The sequence below is a fragment of the Solwaraspora sp. WMMD791 genome (assembly GCF_029581195.1).
In the GTDB taxonomy this organism is placed as follows: domain Bacteria; phylum Actinomycetota; class Actinomycetes; order Mycobacteriales; family Micromonosporaceae; genus Micromonospora_E.
Genome location: NZ_CP120737.1, coordinates 1967542 through 1983757, shown reverse-complemented (window position 1 = coordinate 1983757; position 16216 = coordinate 1967542). Strand labels below are relative to the sequence as shown.

16 protein-coding genes and 1 pseudogene are annotated in these 16216 nt (G+C 74.4%); 12 read left to right on the top strand and 5 right to left on the bottom strand.

What is annotated here, in order from left to right; genetic code table 11:
- The first annotated feature begins 180 nt into the window (after nucleotides 1-180).
- A complete protein-coding gene (locus O7623_RS08630; protein WP_282228081.1) occupies nucleotides 181-1335 on the top strand; it encodes a cytochrome P450 in 1155 nt (384 codons plus the stop codon).
- Here the strand turns inward: O7623_RS08630 and O7623_RS08625 are convergent.
- From O7623_RS08625 to O7623_RS08605, 5 genes are read right to left on the bottom strand one after another with little or no spacing between them, the layout of a single operon-like run.
- A complete protein-coding gene (locus O7623_RS08625) occupies nucleotides 1325-2254 on the bottom strand; it encodes an amidohydrolase family protein (protein WP_282228080.1) in 930 nt (309 codons plus the stop codon). The two genes, O7623_RS08630 and O7623_RS08625, sit on opposite strands and share 11 nt — an antisense overlap.
- Nucleotides 2251-4917 carry a PEP/pyruvate-binding domain-containing protein gene (locus tag O7623_RS08620; RefSeq protein WP_282228079.1) on the bottom strand — a complete coding sequence of 889 codons (2667 nt, stop codon included), beginning with the start codon at nucleotides 4915-4917 and terminating at the stop codon, nucleotides 2251-2253. Before O7623_RS08620 ends, O7623_RS08625 begins: the two co-directional genes overlap by 4 nt.
- A gap of 15 nt (nucleotides 4918-4932) precedes the next feature.
- Nucleotides 4933-6168 (bottom strand): nucleotide disphospho-sugar-binding domain-containing protein, encoded by a 1236-nt coding sequence (locus O7623_RS08615; RefSeq protein ID WP_282228078.1) that lies wholly within the window; start codon nucleotides 6166-6168, stop codon nucleotides 4933-4935.
- Entirely contained in the window at nucleotides 6165-7436 is a 1272-nt protein-coding gene (locus O7623_RS08610) for a cytochrome P450 (protein ID WP_282228077.1), read from the bottom strand. The genes O7623_RS08615 and O7623_RS08610 overlap by 4 nt, the downstream gene beginning before the upstream one ends.
- Complete coding sequence (locus O7623_RS08605) at nucleotides 7433-8581, bottom strand: cytochrome P450 (protein WP_282228076.1); 1149 nt, start codon at nucleotides 8579-8581, stop codon at nucleotides 7433-7435. The genes O7623_RS08610 and O7623_RS08605 overlap by 4 nt, the downstream gene beginning before the upstream one ends.
- A 221-nt stretch (nucleotides 8582-8802) precedes the next feature.
- Here O7623_RS08605 and O7623_RS08600 point away from each other — a divergent pair, with 221 nt between their 5' ends.
- From O7623_RS08600 to O7623_RS08550, 11 genes and pseudogenes are all read left to right on the top strand, one after another.
- Complete coding sequence (locus O7623_RS08600; protein ID WP_282228075.1) at nucleotides 8803-9120, top strand: TcmI family type II polyketide cyclase; 318 nt, start codon at nucleotides 8803-8805, stop codon at nucleotides 9118-9120.
- Nucleotides 9117-10424, top strand: a complete 1308-nt coding sequence (locus tag O7623_RS08595; RefSeq protein WP_282228074.1) for a beta-ketoacyl-[acyl-carrier-protein] synthase family protein — start codon at nucleotides 9117-9119, stop codon at nucleotides 10422-10424. Before O7623_RS08600 ends, O7623_RS08595 begins: the two co-directional genes overlap by 4 nt.
- The gene (locus tag O7623_RS08590; protein WP_282228073.1) at nucleotides 10421-11653 is read left to right on the top strand and encodes a ketosynthase chain-length factor; all 1233 of its coding nucleotides are present in this window, start codon (nucleotides 10421-10423) and stop codon (nucleotides 11651-11653) included. Before O7623_RS08595 ends, O7623_RS08590 begins: the two co-directional genes overlap by 4 nt.
- 45 nt (nucleotides 11654-11698) lie before the next feature.
- Complete coding sequence (locus O7623_RS08585) at nucleotides 11699-11962, top strand: acyl carrier protein (protein ID WP_282228072.1); 264 nt, start codon at nucleotides 11699-11701, stop codon at nucleotides 11960-11962.
- Nucleotides 11962-12477, top strand: a pseudogene (locus O7623_RS08580) (SRPBCC family protein); the annotation flags it as partial. The gene O7623_RS08585 and the pseudogene O7623_RS08580, both read left to right, overlap by 1 nt.
- Entirely contained in the window at nucleotides 12474-12944 is a 471-nt protein-coding gene (locus tag O7623_RS08575) for a DUF1772 domain-containing protein (protein ID WP_282228070.1), read from the top strand. The pseudogene O7623_RS08580 and the gene O7623_RS08575, both read left to right, overlap by 4 nt.
- Nucleotides 12945-12991: 47 nt before the next feature.
- A complete protein-coding gene (locus O7623_RS08570; RefSeq protein WP_282228069.1) occupies nucleotides 12992-13723 on the top strand; it encodes an SDR family NAD(P)-dependent oxidoreductase in 732 nt (243 codons plus the stop codon).
- Nucleotide 13724: 1 nt separating this feature from the next.
- Nucleotides 13725-14093: an antibiotic biosynthesis monooxygenase family protein gene (locus O7623_RS08565; protein WP_282228068.1), complete on the top strand. Its 369-nt coding sequence runs from the start codon at nucleotides 13725-13727 to the stop codon at nucleotides 14091-14093.
- Complete coding sequence (locus tag O7623_RS08560; protein ID WP_282228067.1) at nucleotides 14090-14404, top strand: antibiotic biosynthesis monooxygenase family protein; 315 nt, start codon at nucleotides 14090-14092, stop codon at nucleotides 14402-14404. Before O7623_RS08565 ends, O7623_RS08560 begins: the two co-directional genes overlap by 4 nt.
- 11 nt (nucleotides 14405-14415) lie before the next feature.
- A complete protein-coding gene (locus O7623_RS08555; RefSeq protein ID WP_282228066.1) occupies nucleotides 14416-15411 on the top strand; it encodes an NAD-dependent epimerase/dehydratase family protein in 996 nt (331 codons plus the stop codon).
- Nucleotides 15401-16201, top strand: coding sequence for a class I SAM-dependent methyltransferase (locus tag O7623_RS08550; protein WP_282228065.1), 801 nt, complete (start codon nucleotides 15401-15403; stop codon nucleotides 16199-16201). The genes O7623_RS08555 and O7623_RS08550 overlap by 11 nt, the downstream gene beginning before the upstream one ends.
- Nucleotides 16202-16216 lie beyond the last annotated feature (15 nt).

Genomic DNA, 16216 nt, shown 5'->3' with positions numbered 1-16216 from the left:
CCTGCACGCACCATCCCGGTCGGATCTCGAGGACGGCGCGACGGCGACTGGTGAGCACCGTCGCCAGCCGGCCCACCGGTGGCTGCTCGCCGCATCCCGGCCGCACCCTGAGCCGGACTGGACCGGGCCTGGGGTGTGGCCGGGTGCGATAGGGGCCACCGGCACCCAGGAGGCCCCGCCGTGACCACGACAGCCGCGGCCGACCCGTTCGGCCCGCTCCCGGCCCTGGTCGATCTCACCGACCCGGCACCGGTGGTACGGGTGTCCACCCCCACCGGCGACCAGGTCTGGGTGGTCACCGACCTGCGGCTCGGTCGGGCGGTGCTGGGCGACGCCCGGTTCAGCCGGGCCGCCGCGGCCGCCCCCGGCGCGCCCCGGGTCAACACCGCCAACCCGGCACCGAGCTCGATGATGAGCATGGACGGTGCCGCCCACGCCCGACTTCGCCGACAGGTCAGCGCGGCCTTCGGGCCGCGACGCGTCGACGCGGACGCCGTGCGGGTGCGGCGACTCACCGACGAGCTGCTGGACGCCATGGTCGCAGCCGGCCCGCCGGCCGACCTGATGGCGGCGGTGGCGGTGCCGCTGCCGGTCGCCGTCATCGGCGACCTGCTCGGCGTACCGGCCGCCGACCGGCCGCAGGTGCAGCAGTGGGCCGGCGTGCTGTTCGACGTGACCGCCACCGGCGTCCGGGACAAGGCCCGACGGGCCTTCACGCTGTACGCGTACATGTCGCGGCTGATCGACCAGCGTCGGGCGCGACCCGGTGACGACCTGCTCACCGGGCTGATCACCGCCCACGACGCCGGCACGCTGACCCGCACCGAACTGGTCGACCTCGCGTTGGCGGTGCTGACAGCCGGCTACGAGACCACCGTCGGGCAGTTCGGCCTCGGTGTGCTGGCCCACCTGCTGGATCCGGCGGTGCTCGGCGCCGCCCCCGACGAGGCCCGGGTGGCCGCCGTCGTGGAGCAGCACCTGCGCCGGCTGCCGGCCACCCCGATGACCTTCCCGCGCGTGGCGCTGTCCGACGTCGCGCTCGGTCCGGTCACGGTCCGCGCCGGTGAGGCCGTCGTCGTGTCCATTCTGCACGCCAACCGGGACACCGCAGGCGACGGCCCGCCCGCCGGTACGGGCGCCCGCGCGCACCTGACCTTCGGCCACGGCGCCCACTACTGCCTGGGCGCCGCCCTGGCCCGTACCCAGCTGCGGATCGCGCTGCACCGGCTGCTGCACCGGTTGCCCGGGCTGCGGCTGGCCGACGGTCCCGACCCGGTCCGGTGGTGGACCGGGCTGGCCACCCGGGGCCCGGCCCAGCTGCTGGTCACCTGGTGAGGCGCAGCCGGGGGAACAACCGCAGCGCGTTGTCCCGCTCGATCGCCGCGCGGGCCGCCGGATCCAGCGCCGCGAGTTGCCGGTCGATGGCCCGACCACCGGCCGCGACCACCGGCTCCGGTGCCGCCGACCAGTCCGTGCCGTACAGGATCCGGTCCGGCCCGACCGCGGCGAGCAGGCTGGGCAGGCCGGACGGGGCGGTCAGCGCCAGGTCGTAGTGGAACCGGCCGAGCGCCGAGCGCACCTGCGCGGCGGGTACGTCGTAGAACGCCTCGCCGAGCGCGGCGACCCGGCTCGCCGCGTACGGCAGGAAGCCGCCGCCGTGAGCCAGGACGAAGCTGATGTCGGGGTAGCGGTCCAGCGCCCCGGTCCAGATCAGACTGATCGCCGCCCGGGTGGTGTCGAGCAGGAAATCGGCGAGCACTGGCGGTACGCCGTCGACCGGTCCGCCGGGCAGCGTCATCGGGTGCACCAGGACCACCGCCCGGCGGCGGTTCAGCTCGGCCAGCAGTGGGTCGTAGATCGGCGCACCCAGGTAGCTGTCGCCGGCGTGCGCGATCAGCACCACCCCGTCGGCCCGCAACGTGTCGAAGGCGTACGCCACCTCGTCCAGCGCCGCGTCGACGTACGGCATCGGCAGCGCGGCCAGCAGCCCGAACCGTCCCGGGTGGGCGGCGACCAACTCGGCGACCGCCTCGTTGGCGGCCCGGTTGAACCGCGCCGCCACCTCGACGCTGTCGAACAACCCGGCCGGGATCGGGTTGGACACCAGCGCCACGTCGATCCGGTTGTCCGCCAGCACCTGCCAGGTCTGGGGGAGCGACCAGGGCAGGGTGAAGGTGGCACCGTGCTCGCGCATCAGCTGGGCGATGGCCGGCAGGATCGCGTGATGGTGCACGTCGACGCGGCCGGCGTTCACGACGGTGCCCCCGGCCGCACGGCGGCACCGACCGGGTCCGGTGCCGTGTCGTCGCTGTCGGCCGTCCGCCGGCCGGGCTCCGGTGCCGCGGTGCCGCCGTCGAGCAGTACGGTGCCGGCGGATCCGTCGACCAGCACCACGTCGTCGTCGCGCAGCCGACCGGTGGCCACCCCGGTGGCGACCACCGCCGGGATCCGGTACTCGCGGGCCAGGATCGCCGGATGCGACAGGACGCTGCCCCGGTCGGTGACCAGGGCGCCGATCACGCAGAACAGCATCGACCACTGCGCGGTGGTCTCCGGGCAGACCAGCACGTCACCCGGACGTACCTTGTCGAAGTCGGCCAGGGTGCGGACCACCCGGACCGGTCCCCGGTAGCGGCCGGTCGAGGCCGCCAGGCCGGACAACCGGTCCGCCTGCGCCGCCGACGGGCGGTGCCCGACCAGCAGACCCATCGCGTAGCCGGCGACCCGGGCGGCCCGCTGCGCCGCCGGCGACAGCGGTGGCGGCTCGTCGTCGTCGGTTCCGGCCGGAGGTGTGCCGTAGGCCGGCGGCCCCGGATTGGCCAGTGACCAGGCGTGCTCGCCGCGTCGTCGCCGCACCACCGCCGACCAGTCCACCGCACCGTCGGCGGTGCCGCCGCCGTGCGCCGACCGGATCTCGCGCAGGCTCAGGAAGAACACGTCGTCGACCCGGTCCAGCACCCCCCGCCGGACCAGCCGACGGCCGAACTCCCGCACCGTGTAGCGCAGCAGCGCCCAGACCGAGGTGGCGTGGTACGCCTTCTCGTCGCGGACCGGGCCGCTGAGCACACTGGCCGCGTACGCCGCCTCGAACCGTTGCCGGTCCGCCGCCGGCCGCCCGGCGAGCCCGGCCCGGGCCTGTGCGAGGGCGTCGACCACCGTACGGTCGCCGGCCGCCCGCCGGGCCGCCAGGTCGTACGGGCGCTCCAGCTGGGCCCGCAGCATCGCCAGCAGCACCGCCGGCTGTTCGGCGATGGTCGGTTCGGTCAGGTCGAAGCCGAGGGTCCGGTGGGTGTACCGGTGCCGGTAGTCGGCCAGCGCGGCGGCGAACCGCGCGTCCGGCGGACCCGGGTCTGCGGCCGCACCCGCCAGGGTGGCCCCGGCGTCGGCCAGCCACCGCCGGACCTCCCGGCTGTCGCCGGCCAGCCACCGCCGGACCTCCCGGCTGTCGTCGGCCAGCCGGGCCAGTGCGGCCAACGCCGTCGTCGCCGCCATGTGGTCCCCGGTGAGCCCGGCCCGCAGCCGCGCGGTCTGCAACGGCGACCAGCCGAGCAGGTCGGCGCAGACCGCGCCGAGTTCGGCGGCGACGGCGATCGCCGCACCGGTGAGCTGGAAGTAGCGTTCGTGCAGCTGGGTGAAGAGCGTGTGGACGGCGTCGAGGTGGGCGGTCAGCGCGTCGTCGTCGAGCGTCGCCGGATCGACGTCGCGCAGCGTGGCGGTGCGCGCGGCGAACTCGTCGCGCCAGTGCTGCGCCCAGGCCCGGATCAGCGCCACTGGCCGGCCGGCGGCGACGTCGGCGGCGACCCGCTCCCATCGCCGCGCAGTGGCGACGGCGTCCTCGGCCGGGCCGGTCAGATAGGTCCAGCCACCGATCAGATGCACCTGCGGGGTGCTGCCGGTGGTGTAACGGAACAGGTCACCGACCCCGGAGCGGAAGACCGGCAGGAACGCGTCGCGTTCGACCGGGGTCCACGGCCGGTCCATGCTGCGGTTGCGGGTCGAGAATCCGGACGGCACCTCGACGGGGACCGGCACCAGGGGCACTGACGCCGCCGACCCGGTGCTGACCGGCCGGGACTGCAGCAGCCACAGGGTGTCGTCGGCGAACGCCCACTCGATGTCCTGCGCGGTGCCGAGCCGCCGCGCGGCCCGCCGGGCCAGCTCGGCCACGGCGTGGGCCTGCTCCGGCCGCAGCACGACGGCACCACCGTCGGTCTCGCCGATTCCACCGTCGGTCGCGTCGGTTCCGGTGCTGCCGGCTCCACCGTCGGTCGCGCCGATGCCGGGACCGGGTCGGGCCGCGAGGCTGGCCGCCGGGCCGACGACCCGCCACTCCTCGGCGTCGACCTGACCGGCGGCCAGCCGGTCGCCCAGTCCGCGTACCGCGCTGACCAGCGCGGTGCCGTCGTCGTCGGCGACCGGGTCGCGGCTGAACGCCACTCCGGCCGCCGTCGCGTCGACCATCGTCTGCACCAGGACCCCGATCCGGTCGGCCGGCTGCCCGGCGTCGCGGGGGGTGTCGGCCCGGCCGTCCTGATAGGCGCGGACCCTGCCCGACCGGGCCGACGCCCAGCAGTCGCGGATCGCCGACAGCACCGCGTCGAGGCCCCGCACGCCCAGCACCGAGGTGTACTGGCCGGCGTAGGACAGGTCCGGGCCGTCCTCGGCCAGCCCGGACGAGCGCACCGCCACCGGCTGGTCACCGAGGTGCCGCAACGCCCCGGCCAGCTCGTCGACGAACCCGTCCGGCAGGCTGTCGCCGGTGCCGGTCGCCGTCGGCGCGGCGTCGGCGGTCACCGCGAACCCGGCCGGGACGGCGAACCCGTCGGCCAGCAGCCCGCCCAGCGTGGCGGCCTTGCGGCCGACCCGCCCGGCGTCGGCCGGCCCGATCTCCTCCAACGCAACGACGTACCTGGTCACGGTAGCTCTCCTCGGTCAACTGTGGACAGGCGTCGCGGTGGCGAGCGCGACGAGGTCGGCGACGATCGTGGCCGGCGTCGGCATGGCCCACGAGTCGTCGCGCAGCTGCCCGGCCCGCGTCCGGTACGCCGTACCGTCGAGCAGCTCGACCAGCGCGGACCGGACCGCCGCGACGGTGACCGCGTCCGCCGGCAGGGCCAGCCCGGCCCCGGTGGCGACGAACCGGTCGGTGTGGAACCGCTGGTCCGGCAGGCGGGGCAGGACCAGCTGCGGCACCCCGTGCCAGACCCCGGTGAGCAGGGTGCCGTTGCCGCCCTGGTGCACCAGCGCCGCACAGCTCGGCAGCACCAGATGCAGCGGCAGGTCGGGTGCCACCCGTACGTTGTCGGCGACGTCGCCGAGCGCCTCGGCGTCGCGGCGGGTCACCGCCACCACGACCTCGACGTCCAGCCCGGCGGCCGCCGCCAGCACGGTCGGCAGGGTGACCGCGTCCGGGCCGGTCAACCGGGTGGTGGAGGTTCCCCAGGTCAGGCAGATCCGGGGCCGCCTGGCCGGTGCGTGCAGCCAGTCCGGCAGCACCGCCGGGCCGTTGTACGGCAGGTAGCGCACCGGCAGCCGGCGCAGCGGATCCGGGATCTGCATCCGGGGCGGGCAGGGGTCGACGGTCACCGCACCGAGCGGGTCGACGTCGACCAGACCGAGCCGGTCGGCCAGTGCGGCGACGTACCCGCCGATCACCTCCCGCGCCTGGTAGGTGACGTCGACCCCGTGGATGTGCCGGACCGCCGGCACCCCCAGCGCCGCCGCGACCACCGGACCTGCGTACGTGGTGGGGTCGAAGACGACCAGGTCCGGCCGCCACCACCGGGCGTACGCGAGCAGGTCGTCGAGCATCGCCTCGGCGTACGCGTTGAACACGCCGAACACCCGGCGGACCCGGTCCTGCCGGGCCGGCGCCCAGTGGCGCATCGACTCACCGGCCGCCGGTGCCGCCGGCACCCCGGTCAGGGTCAGCCCGGCCATCACCCGCCGGTGCACCTCGGTGTGGTCCAGGTCCGGGCCGACGGCGACCGCGACCTGGCCCGAGTCGGTGATCACCGGCGCGAGCGCCGGCTGGCTGGCCACCCGTACGTCGTGCCCGGCGGCCCGCAGCGCCCAGCCCAGCGGCACCAACGGCAGGTAGTGCGAGGACCAGGCCCACGAGGTCATCAGGACCCGCAGCGGCCGGTCCGGGAGGTGGCGGCCGCTCACCAGGTCACCGGGATCGCGACGAAACCTTCCAGCAGGGCACCCGGCTGGCGGGCGAGCTCGTCGACGGGCACCGCGAGCCGCAGCCCGCCGAAGCGGTCGAACAGCGCCCCGGTGGCGATCCGCAGCTGCGTACGGGCCAGCCCGGCGCCGATGCAGTGGTGCACCCCGAGGCTGAACGTCAGGTGCTCACCGGCGTTGCGTCGGGTGATGTCGAACGTGCCCGGATCGGCGAAGACCGACTCGTCCTGGTTGGCCGAGTCCGCCGCCGGGACGACGCTGGTGCCGGCCGGGATGGTGAACCCGTCGAGGTCGATGTCGGCGGTGGCGTAGCGCAGCATCGACACCGACGAGCCGACCAGTTTCCAGCGCAGCAGTTCCTCCACCGCGCCCGGCAGCAGCGTCGGGTCGGCACGCAGCTTCGCCAGCTGGTCCGGGTGGCTCAGCAGCATCGCGACGCCGCCACCGAGCTGGGTGGCGGTGGTCTCGTAGCCGACCAGCAGCAGCAGCCGGCACCACCAGCGCAGCTCGTACTCGGTCAACGCGCCGTCGACCTCGTCGCGGACCCGGATCATCGCGCTGATCAGGTCGGTGCCCGGTGTGCGCCGCTTGGCGGCGATCAGTTCGTCCATGTAGTCGGTCAGTTCGCGCATCGCCGCGCCGATCTGCGGGCCGGTCATCCCGCTGACCGACAGGAACGCGTCGGTCCAGCCCCGGAACCGGGCCATGTCCTGCTCCGGCACCCCCAGCAGGTGGCAGATGACCCGGATCGGCAGCGGAAAGGCGAATGCCTCGTTGAGGTCCACCGGGCCGCTCCGGGCGGCCATCGCGTCGAGCAGCTCGTCGACCACGCGGTGGATGAACGGTTCCAGGTCGGCGACCCGGGCCGGGGTGAAGGCCTTCGTCACCAGCCGCCGTACCCGGGTGTGCTCCGGCGGGTCGGGGTCGATCCGGTCGTCCTGGAACATCCGGTTGTGCCGGCTGATCCGGGCGGCGTCCGGCCGGTTCAGGTTGCGGCTGAGCCGGGGGTCGACCAGCAGCGCCCGCACGTCGCGGTAGCGGGTCACCAGCGTCGCCGGATCCCCGCTGGGCAGGGTGACCGGCACCGCCGGCCGGCGGCGGGCGTCGGCCAACGCCTCGGGCACGCCCAGCGCCGACGGGCGCGGGAACGGGTACGGGCAGCCGTCGGGGATGTCCGGCATGGGTGGCCTCTCCTCGAAGTCGTCGACGGTCCGGGTGGCGCCGGCGGTGCCGGGCCGCCGGTGGTTCACCAGGTCACCGGTACGGCGGTGAACCCCTGGGTGAACGGGTCATCGCGGCGGCGCAGCCGGTCCACCGGCACCGCCAGGCGCAGCGTGGGCAGCCGGGTCAGCAGCCCGGCCAGGCCGAGTTCCAGCTCCACCCGGGCCAGCGACGCGCCGACGCAGAAGTGCCGGCCGAAGCTGAACGTCAGCTGGGCCGGGCCGGCGCGGCGCAGGTCCAACGTGAGCGGGTCGGTGAAGACGGCCGGGTCGTGGTTGGCGCACTCCAGGGAAGGCACCACACTGGACCCCTTCGGCAGCGTCGTACCGCCGAGGTCGATGTCGTCGGTGACGTAGCGCAGCATCGACAGCGAGGTGCCGACCACCTGGTGGCGCAGCAGCTCCTCCACGGCCGTCGGCATCGCGGTCGGATCGGCGCGCAGCGTCGCCAGCTGGTCGGGATGCTCCAGCAGCAGCACCACCGCCGAGAGCAGCTGGTGGGCGGTGGTCTCGTAGCCGGCCAGCAGCAGCACCGTGCACCACCAGTGCAGCTCGGTGGGGTCGAGCCGGCCGTCGTCGGCGTCGCTGACCTCGATCAGGGCGCTGATCAGCCCGTCGTCGGGGTCGCTGCGACGACGTTCGATCAGTTCGCCGAGGTAGTCCCACGGCGGGGCGTGCATGCCGGCCAGCGCCGCCCGGTCACCCTCCGGTACGCCGAGCAGGTCACAGATCACGTGCAGGCTCAACGGGTGGGCGAACGCCGTACCCAGGTCGACCGGGCGTTGCCCGCCGGTCATGGCGTCGAGCAGGTCGTCGACCCGCTGCGCGATCCGGGGCCGTAGCCGGGCCATCTGGGCGCCGCTGAACGCCTTGGCGATCAGCCGGCGCATCCGGGTGTGGCCGGGCGGGTCCATCTGCACCTGACGGCCGAAGTGCTTCGGCGGTCCGTCGGCCGGTGGGGTCATCCGGGCCATGTCGGGCCGTTGCCGGTTCTTGCTGATCCTCGGGTCGACCAGCAGCGCCCGTACCTCGTGGTAGCCGGTGACGAGCAACGCCCGGTCGCCGCTGGGCAGCCGGACCGGCAGCACCGGCTGACGGTGCAGGTCGGCGAACTCCTGCGGCTGGTCGGTCTGCGACGGCCACGGGAACGGGTAGTGCGGGCAACCGCCGGACATCGGCATCTCCTTGCCTGCTGCGGCCTGGGCGGATCGGGAGCAGAGCCTGCCCGGTCGGGCTCGACCCTGAGTCCATTCCGGCTCGACGACCTCGGTGACCCCGGTGCCGGTCGATTCGCGTACCGGTCGCTCTCCGCGTCGGTCGATCGGTTCTTCAGCGCCGCTGGACCGGGCCGCCCGACGATGGCCCGCAGCAATCACCGGTGGGAGACGGAGGGACCATGCACCGGACCTTGATCGTCGCGCGGCTGCAGCCGGGGCACGCCGACCGGGTCGCCGAGGTGTTCGGCGAGTCGGACCGCACCGAACTGCCGCACCTGCTCGGGGTCCGCTCGCGCAGCCTGTTCACCTTCCACGACCTGTACTTCCACCTGATCGACTCCGATCAGGACCTGGGTCCAGGGCTGGCCCGGCACCGCGACCATCCACTGTTCACCGAGGTCAGCGACCGGTTGGCGGCGCACATCAGCGCGTACGACCCGGGCTGGCGCGGCCCGGCGGACGCGATGGCCACCGAGTTCTACCGGTGGCGGCGGTGACCGGCGACGCGGCCCGGACCGCAGCGGTGGCCGGCGACACGCCGCGGACCGCGGTCGTAACCGGGATCGGGGTGGTGGCACCGGGCGGCGTCGGCGTACCGGCCTTCTGGGATCTGCTCACCGCCGGCCGCAGCGCCACCGGCCCGATCACCCTGTTCGACCCGCAGGGATTCCGGTCCCGCATCGCCGCCGAGTGCGACTTCGACCCGGTCGCCGCCGGGCTGAGCCCCGAACAGGCCCGGCGGCTGGACCGCACCACCCAGTTCGCGCTGGTCGCGGCGGCCGAGGCGATGCGCGACAGTGGACTCGACTTCGCCGCCACCGACCCGTACCGCCTCGGCACCGTCATCGGCGGGGCGGTCGGCTGCACGATCCGGCTGGAGGAGCAGTACAAGGCGGTCAGCAACCACGGCCGGGACTGGCTGGTCGACCACACGGCGGCCGGCGCGGACCTCTACGACTACCTCGTTCCCAGCTCCATCGCCGCCGAGGTCGCCTGGCAGTGCGGCGCGCAGGGGCCGGTCTCGCTGATTTCCACCGGCTGCACCTCCGGTCTGGACGCCGTCGGGCACGCCGCCGCGCTGATCGTCGAGGGCAGCGCCGACGTGGTGGTGGCCGGTGCGTCCGACGCACCGATCTCACCGATCACCGTGGCCTGCTTCGACACCATCCGGGCCACCTCGGCCAACAACGCCGATCCCGGGCACGCCAGCCGCCCCTTCGACCGGCGACGCGACGGGTTCGTCCTCGGTGAAGGGGCGGCCGTGTTCGTCATCGAGGAGGCCGGCCACGCCCGCCGACGCGGTGCCGCCGGCTACTGCCGGGTCGCCGGGTTCGCCCGCCGGGCCAACGCGTACCACATGACCGGTCTGCGCCCCGACGGCCGGGAGATGGCCGACGCGATCCGCGTCGCGCTGGCCGGGGCCCGGCTCGACCCGACCGACATCGACTACGTCAACGCCCACGGCTCCGGTACGCGGCAGAACGACGTACACGAGACGGCGGCCTTCAAACGCAGTCTCGGCCAGTGGGCGTACCAGGTGCCGGTCAGCTCCATCAAGTCGATGGTGGGTCACTCGCTCGGCGCGATCGGCTCGATCGAGGTCGCGGCCTGTGCCCTGGCCCTGCGCCACCAGGTGGTGCCGCCGACGGCCAACCTGACCGAGCCTGACCCGGACTGCGACCTGGACTACGTGCCGGTCACCGCACGCGACGTCCACCTCGACGCGGTGCTCAGCGTCGGCAGCGGATTCGGCGGATTCCAGACCGCCGTGGTGCTCGACCGGACGGCGGTGCACCGGTGACCGCCCCGACGCCCGGCACCCCCGGCGGCCGGGCACTGGTGACCGGGATCGGCGTCGTCGCCCCCAACGGCACCGGGGTGCCGGCGTACTGGTCGGCGACCCTGGCCGGCAAGAGCGGCATCCGGCCGCTGCCGTCGGTAGGTGCCACCTACCCGCTACGGGTCGGCGGCGTCGCCGAGGACTTCGTCGCCGGCGCGCACCTGCCGCCCCGGCTGACCGCGCAGACCGACCGGTGGACCGCGTTCGGGCTGGCCGCCGCGACCGAGGCGTTCGCCGACGCCGGCATCGACCCGACGACCCTGCCCGAGTACGAGTTCGGCGTGGTCACCGGCAGCTCGTCCGGCGGCAACGAGTTCGGCCAGCGGGAGATCGCCCGGCTCTGGTCGCAGGGGCCGCAGTTCGTCGGCGCGTACCAGTCGATCGCCTGGTTCTACGCGGCGACGACCGGGCAGCTCTCCATCCGCTACGGCGCCCGGGGCCCGTGCGGGGTGCTGGTCAGCGAACAGGCCGCCGGACTGGACGCCCTCGCCGACGCCCGGCGGCTGCTGCGCGCCGGCAGCCGACTGGTGGTCTCCGGCGGCGCCGAGGCACCGCTGTCGCCGTACGCCATCGTCTGCCAGCTGGCCAGCGGCCGGCTGGCCACCGGCGACGACCCGCACCGCAGCTACCTGCCGTTCGCCGCCGACGCGGCCGGCTACGTGCCCGGCGAAGGCGGGGCGATCCTGCTGGTCGAACGGGAGGACTCGGCGCGCTCGCGCGGTGCCCGTGGGTACGCCGAGATCGCCGGCTGCGCCGCCACCTTCGACCCCCGGCCCGGCACCGGCGAGCCGGGCCTGCGCCGGGCGATCGAAGCGGCGCTGGCCGACGCCGGGCAGCGACCGGCCGATGTCGACGTGGTCTTCGCCGACGGCGCCGGGGTCCGCGACGCCGACCGGCAGGAGGCTGCGGCGATCGCCGCCGTGTTCGGGCCCGGCCGGGTGCCGGTGGCGGTGCCGAAGACGATGACCGGCCGGATGTACGCCGGCGGGGCCGCCCTCGACGTGGTGGCGGCGGTGCTGGCCATCCGGGACTCGGTCCTGCCGCCGGCGGTGGGGATCGACGCGGCCGCCCCGGACTGCCCCGTCGACCTGGTTCTGGAGGTGCCCCGCCCGGCCCGGGTGCGGGTGGCGGTGGTACTGGCCCGTGGCTACGGCGGGTTCAACGCCGCGCTGGTGGTCAGGGCGGTGTGACGACCCTCCGCCGGCCGGCGGAGGGCAGACGGAAGGGACGACCAGATGCCCACGTTCACAGTGGATGATCTTGGCGCGCTGCTGGGCGAGGTGGCGGGGGAGGCCACCGGACCCGGCCCGGCCGCCGCCGACACCAGTTACGCCGATCTCGGCTACGACTCGCTGGCGCTGTTGGAGGTCAGCGTCCGGGTCCGCCAGACGCTCGGCGTCGAGGTGCCGGAGGCCGCCGTCGCGGTCACCGCCACCCCGGCGCAGACGGTCGCCCAGATCAACGAGATCCTTGCCAACCCGCCGGTGAGCGCGGCATGAGCGGGCACACCGACAACGCGATCAGGATCGCCGCGCCGATGGAGCTGGTCTGGTCGGTCACCAACGACGTCGCCGGCTGGCCACAACTGTTCAGCGAGTACGCCGCCGCCGAGATCCTGCACACCGCGCCGAACTACGTACGGTTCCGGCTCACCACCCACCCCGAGGACGGGCGCAGCTGGAGCTGGGTCTCCGAGCGGGAACTCGACCCGGTCAACCGGGTGGTGACCGCCCGGCGGGTCGAACCCGGCCCGTTCGAGTACATGCGGCTGCGGTGGGAGTACCGCCAGGTCGGCGACGAGGTCGAACTGCGCTGGCTGCAGGAGTTCCACATGCGCCCGGACGCCCCGGTCGACGACGCCGCGATGACCGACCGGATCAACCGCAACTCCCCGATTCAGCTGGCCCGGATCAAGCAGATCCTGGAAAGCGGCGGGCCGTCGCCGGAGCGGGCAGCGTCGCCGTCGCGGGCAGCGTCGCCGTCGCCGGAGCCGGCACCGGAGCGGGCGCCGTGAGCGCCCTGGCGCAGACCGCCGCCGGACTCGCCGCTGTCTGCAACGGGGTGGCCGCCGGGATCATGGTCTCCACCGTGGTCGGCATCGTGCCGATGATGGTCGCCCAGCCGTACCGGGGCTACGTCCAGACCGTCCAGTTCCTCTGGCCGCGCTACGACCCGCTGATGCCGATCCTCAACGGTACGGCCCTTGCGCTGGCGGTGGTCGCCGCGATCGCCGCGCCCACCGCGTCGGCGCGCACGGTCCTGGTCGTCGCCGCCGCGCTCCTGGCCACCGTGATGGCCATCTCGATCGCCAAGAACGTCCCGGTCAACCGGTACGTCAGTCGGCTCGACCCCGGCCGGCAACCCGACGACTGGGCCCGGCTCGACCCCCGCCTGCGCTGGCAGCGCTGGAACCGGATCCGTACCGCCATGGCCGTGCTCGCGTTCATCGCGAACGTCGCCGCCACCGGGCTGCTGACCTGACCCAGGTGACACCGACCGATCCCGAACTCGTCCCGTAGGAGGCATCCATGCCCACCTCACTGTCCGGCCGGGCGGCCCTGGTCACCGGGGGCACCCGGGGCATCGGCCGGGGCATCGTCACGGCCCTGGCCCACGCCGGTGCCGACGTCGTGGCCTGCTACCGCGCCGACGGCCCGCACGTCGACGACCTCGCCCGTACGCTCAAGGAGATCCCCGGCGACCACCACCTGGTCCGCGCCGACATCGGCGACCCCGGACAGCTCAGCGCGCTGGCCGACGAGTGCCGGCTGCGGTACGGCCGGCTCGACGTCGTGGTCAACAACGCCGGCGTGATCAGCCACCAGCCGATCGACCAGTTGGCCGTCGACGAGTGGCGGCGGGTGCTGGACACCAACCTCACCGGCGCGTTCCTGGTCGTCCGGGAGGTCCTGCCGCTGCTCGGTGCCGGGGCGTCGATCGTCAACGTCGGCTCCCGGGTCGCCACCGTCGGCATCCCGCTGCGCGCCCACTACACCGCCGCGAAGGCCGGCCTGATCGGGCTCACCCGGTCGTTGGCCAAGGAACTCGGGCCCCGGGGCATCCGGGTCAACCTGGTGGCGCCCGGCGTGATCGCCACCGAGAAGGAGCTGCCTGCCGAGGTGCTGGCCCGCTACGAGCAGCTGACCGCGCTGCGTCGCCTCGGCACCCCGCAGGAGGTCGCCGCCGTGGTCTGCTTCCTCGCCAGCGAGGCGGCCGGCTACCTGACCGGCGCCACCGTCGACGTCGACGGGGGGATCTGACATGGCCGCACCCCAGGCACCCGAGGCACCGCAGACCCACCAGCCGGAGCCGGCCACCGCGTACCGGGTGCTGCTGCGGATGCAGGTCAAGGCCGGGCAGGACGACCAGTTCGTCCGGGCCTGGCGCTCCGGGGCGGCCACCATCGCCGCGGAGGCCGCCCAGCTCGGCCAGTCGCTGAGCCGCAGCGACACCGAGCCCGGCGTGTACTACATCGTCAGCGACTGGACCGACGAGGCCAGCTTCCGCGACTACGAGCGCAGCGAGCGGCACCAGGAACACCGGGCCCGGCTGCACCCGTACCGCGAGTCCGGGTCGATGTCGACGATGACCGTGGTCGCCGTCCGCCCCGCCGACGGAGCCGACCGGTGAGCGGCCCACGGGTCTGCGTACTGCTGTTCGCCGTGGCCCCGCCGGACGGACCGGCCAGCGTCGTCGACGCCTACCACGAGGTGAGCCGGGAACTCGACGGCACTCCGGGACTGGTCCGCAACGCCCTGCTGGAACTGGTCGACCCGCCGGGGTCGATGGTGGTGCTCAGCGAGTGGGCCAGCATGGCGGCCTTCCACGCCTGGGAGCAGGGCCCGGCGCACCGGCGGATCACCGCACCGCTGCGGCCGTACCAGGACACCCGGATGAGTCCGCCGTTCGGGGTCTACCGCGTCGCGGCCTCGTACGGGTAGGGGCGGCGACGATGGACACCGTGGCGCCGGTGCGCGCCGCCCGACCGGACACGTCCGCGCCCGCCGTCGCGGTGGTCGGCTCGGACGGCTTCATCGGCCGGCGACTCAGTGGCTCACTGATCGCGCGGGGCACCGTGGTGCACGGCTACACCCGCCAGCGCGGGCTGCACCAGCAGGCGGCCACCGGCGGCCCGGCGGTCATCTTCTACCTGGCCACCAGCGTCACCCCGGCGCTGGCGGAGCAGCACCCGGAGCTGGTCACCGCCGACCACGCCCGGTTCGCCGCGCTGGTGCGGATGCTGGCCCGGACCCCGGACCCACCGATGGTCGTGCTGACCAGCTCCGCCGGCACCGTCTACGACCCCGACCTGCCCGGACCGTACCGGGAGGATCTGCCGACCCGGGCCACCTCCCGCTACGGCGCGGCGAAGCTCGCGCTGGAACAGCTGCTGCTCGACCACTGCGACACCATCCCCACCGTCATCCTGCGATTGTCCAACGTCTACGGCCCGGGGCAGCGGGTGGACCGCAGCCAGGGTGTGCTGGCGTACTGGCTGCGGGCCGCCGCCGCCGGGGAGCCGCTGACGTTGATCGGTGACCCGGACACCACCCGGGACTACGTGTACGTCGACGATGTCGTCGACTGCATGCTGCGCCTGCCCGCCCGGTTGGGCGCCACCGCCGGTGTGCCGCCGGTGATCCTCAACGTCGGCTCCGGGGTCAGCACCCCGCTGGCCGACCTGCTGACCGCGGTCCGCGCGGTCGTCGGCGGGGACCTGCCGGTACGCCGGCTGCCGCCACGCCCGGTGGACCGCCGCGACGTGCTCCTCGACGTCGGCCGGGCCCACCGGCTGCTCGGCTGGCGGTCGCGGACCACGTTGGCCGACGGGATCACCGCGATGTGGCGGGCCACCCCGAACCGCCGACCGCCGCCGGACCCCGGCACCTCCGCCGTACCCCCGCCCCGCGCCTCCCACGACGACGAAAGGCAGACCGATGCTCGCTGAGTTCATGGCCCGTACCGGCAACAGCGTGATCCGTAACATCCCGCCGGACGGCCGTGCCTACTGGGCCGCCCGGTTCTGGGACCGCGACACCCACGAGCAGCACCCGGTGCTCGGCGAGGCGTTCCTGCAGCAGAAGGCGACCGTGGCCGAGCTGATCAGCCGGCACGCCGCCGACACCGGCCGGGTGCTGGAGTTCGCCTGCGGCACCGGCGAGTTCACCCGGTTGGCCGCCGAACGGACCCGGGCCCGCCAGATCACCGCGGTCGACATCTCGGCCGAAGGACTGCGTCGGGCCCGCGCCCGGGTCGACCACGACAACCTGGAGCTGATCCAGGGCGACTTCTGGGCCGACCACGGCGTGGGCACGTCCGAGCTGGTGATGTGCCTGGACGCCATCCACCACCTCGGCGACGTCCGGCAGGTGCTCACCCGGCTGCGGGGCTTCGTCGCCCCCGGCGGGATGTTCATCGGCAACCTGTGGACGGTCGACAACTTCCACCAGTTCCAGCGGCTGCGATACGGCCGGGTCGCGCATCTGCGGCGTACCGCCGGTTTCCTCGGTACGGCGCTGATGATCCGCACCAGCGGCGGTCGGCTGCGCACCGGGGCGTACCGCACCCAGCTGCTGCACAGCGACGCCGCCACCCGCATCCTGCGGGACGTGTTCCACGAGGTCGTCGAGGTCCGGGTCGAGGACTACTTCATGGCCTTCGCCTGCCGGGTCGCGCCGGACGCCGCCGCCGGGCCGGACGCCGTTACCGGGCCGGCCCCCTCCGCCGGAGCGCGCTGAGGAACCGGGGCGGAA

What these genes read in the sequence shown, in the direction of transcription:
- O7623_RS08605 (WP_282228076.1), bottom strand. Translation starts at nt 8,581, where the DNA reads ATGTCCGGCGGTTGCCCGCACTACCCGTTCCCGTGGCCGTCGCAGACC.
- O7623_RS08600 (WP_282228075.1), top strand. Translation starts at nt 8,803, where the DNA reads ATGCACCGGACCTTGATCGTCGCGCGGCTGCAGCCGGGGCACGCCGAC.
- O7623_RS08585 (WP_282228072.1), top strand. Translation starts at nt 11,699, where the DNA reads ATGCCCACGTTCACAGTGGATGATCTTGGCGCGCTGCTGGGCGAGGTG.
- O7623_RS08570 (WP_282228069.1), top strand. Translation starts at nt 12,992, where the DNA reads ATGCCCACCTCACTGTCCGGCCGGGCGGCCCTGGTCACCGGGGGCACC.
- O7623_RS08565 (WP_282228068.1), top strand. Translation starts at nt 13,725, where the DNA reads ATGGCCGCACCCCAGGCACCCGAGGCACCGCAGACCCACCAGCCGGAG.
- O7623_RS08555 (WP_282228066.1), top strand. Translation starts at nt 14,416, where the DNA reads ATGGACACCGTGGCGCCGGTGCGCGCCGCCCGACCGGACACGTCCGCG.
- O7623_RS08550 (WP_282228065.1), top strand. Translation starts at nt 15,401, where the DNA reads ATGCTCGCTGAGTTCATGGCCCGTACCGGCAACAGCGTGATCCGTAAC.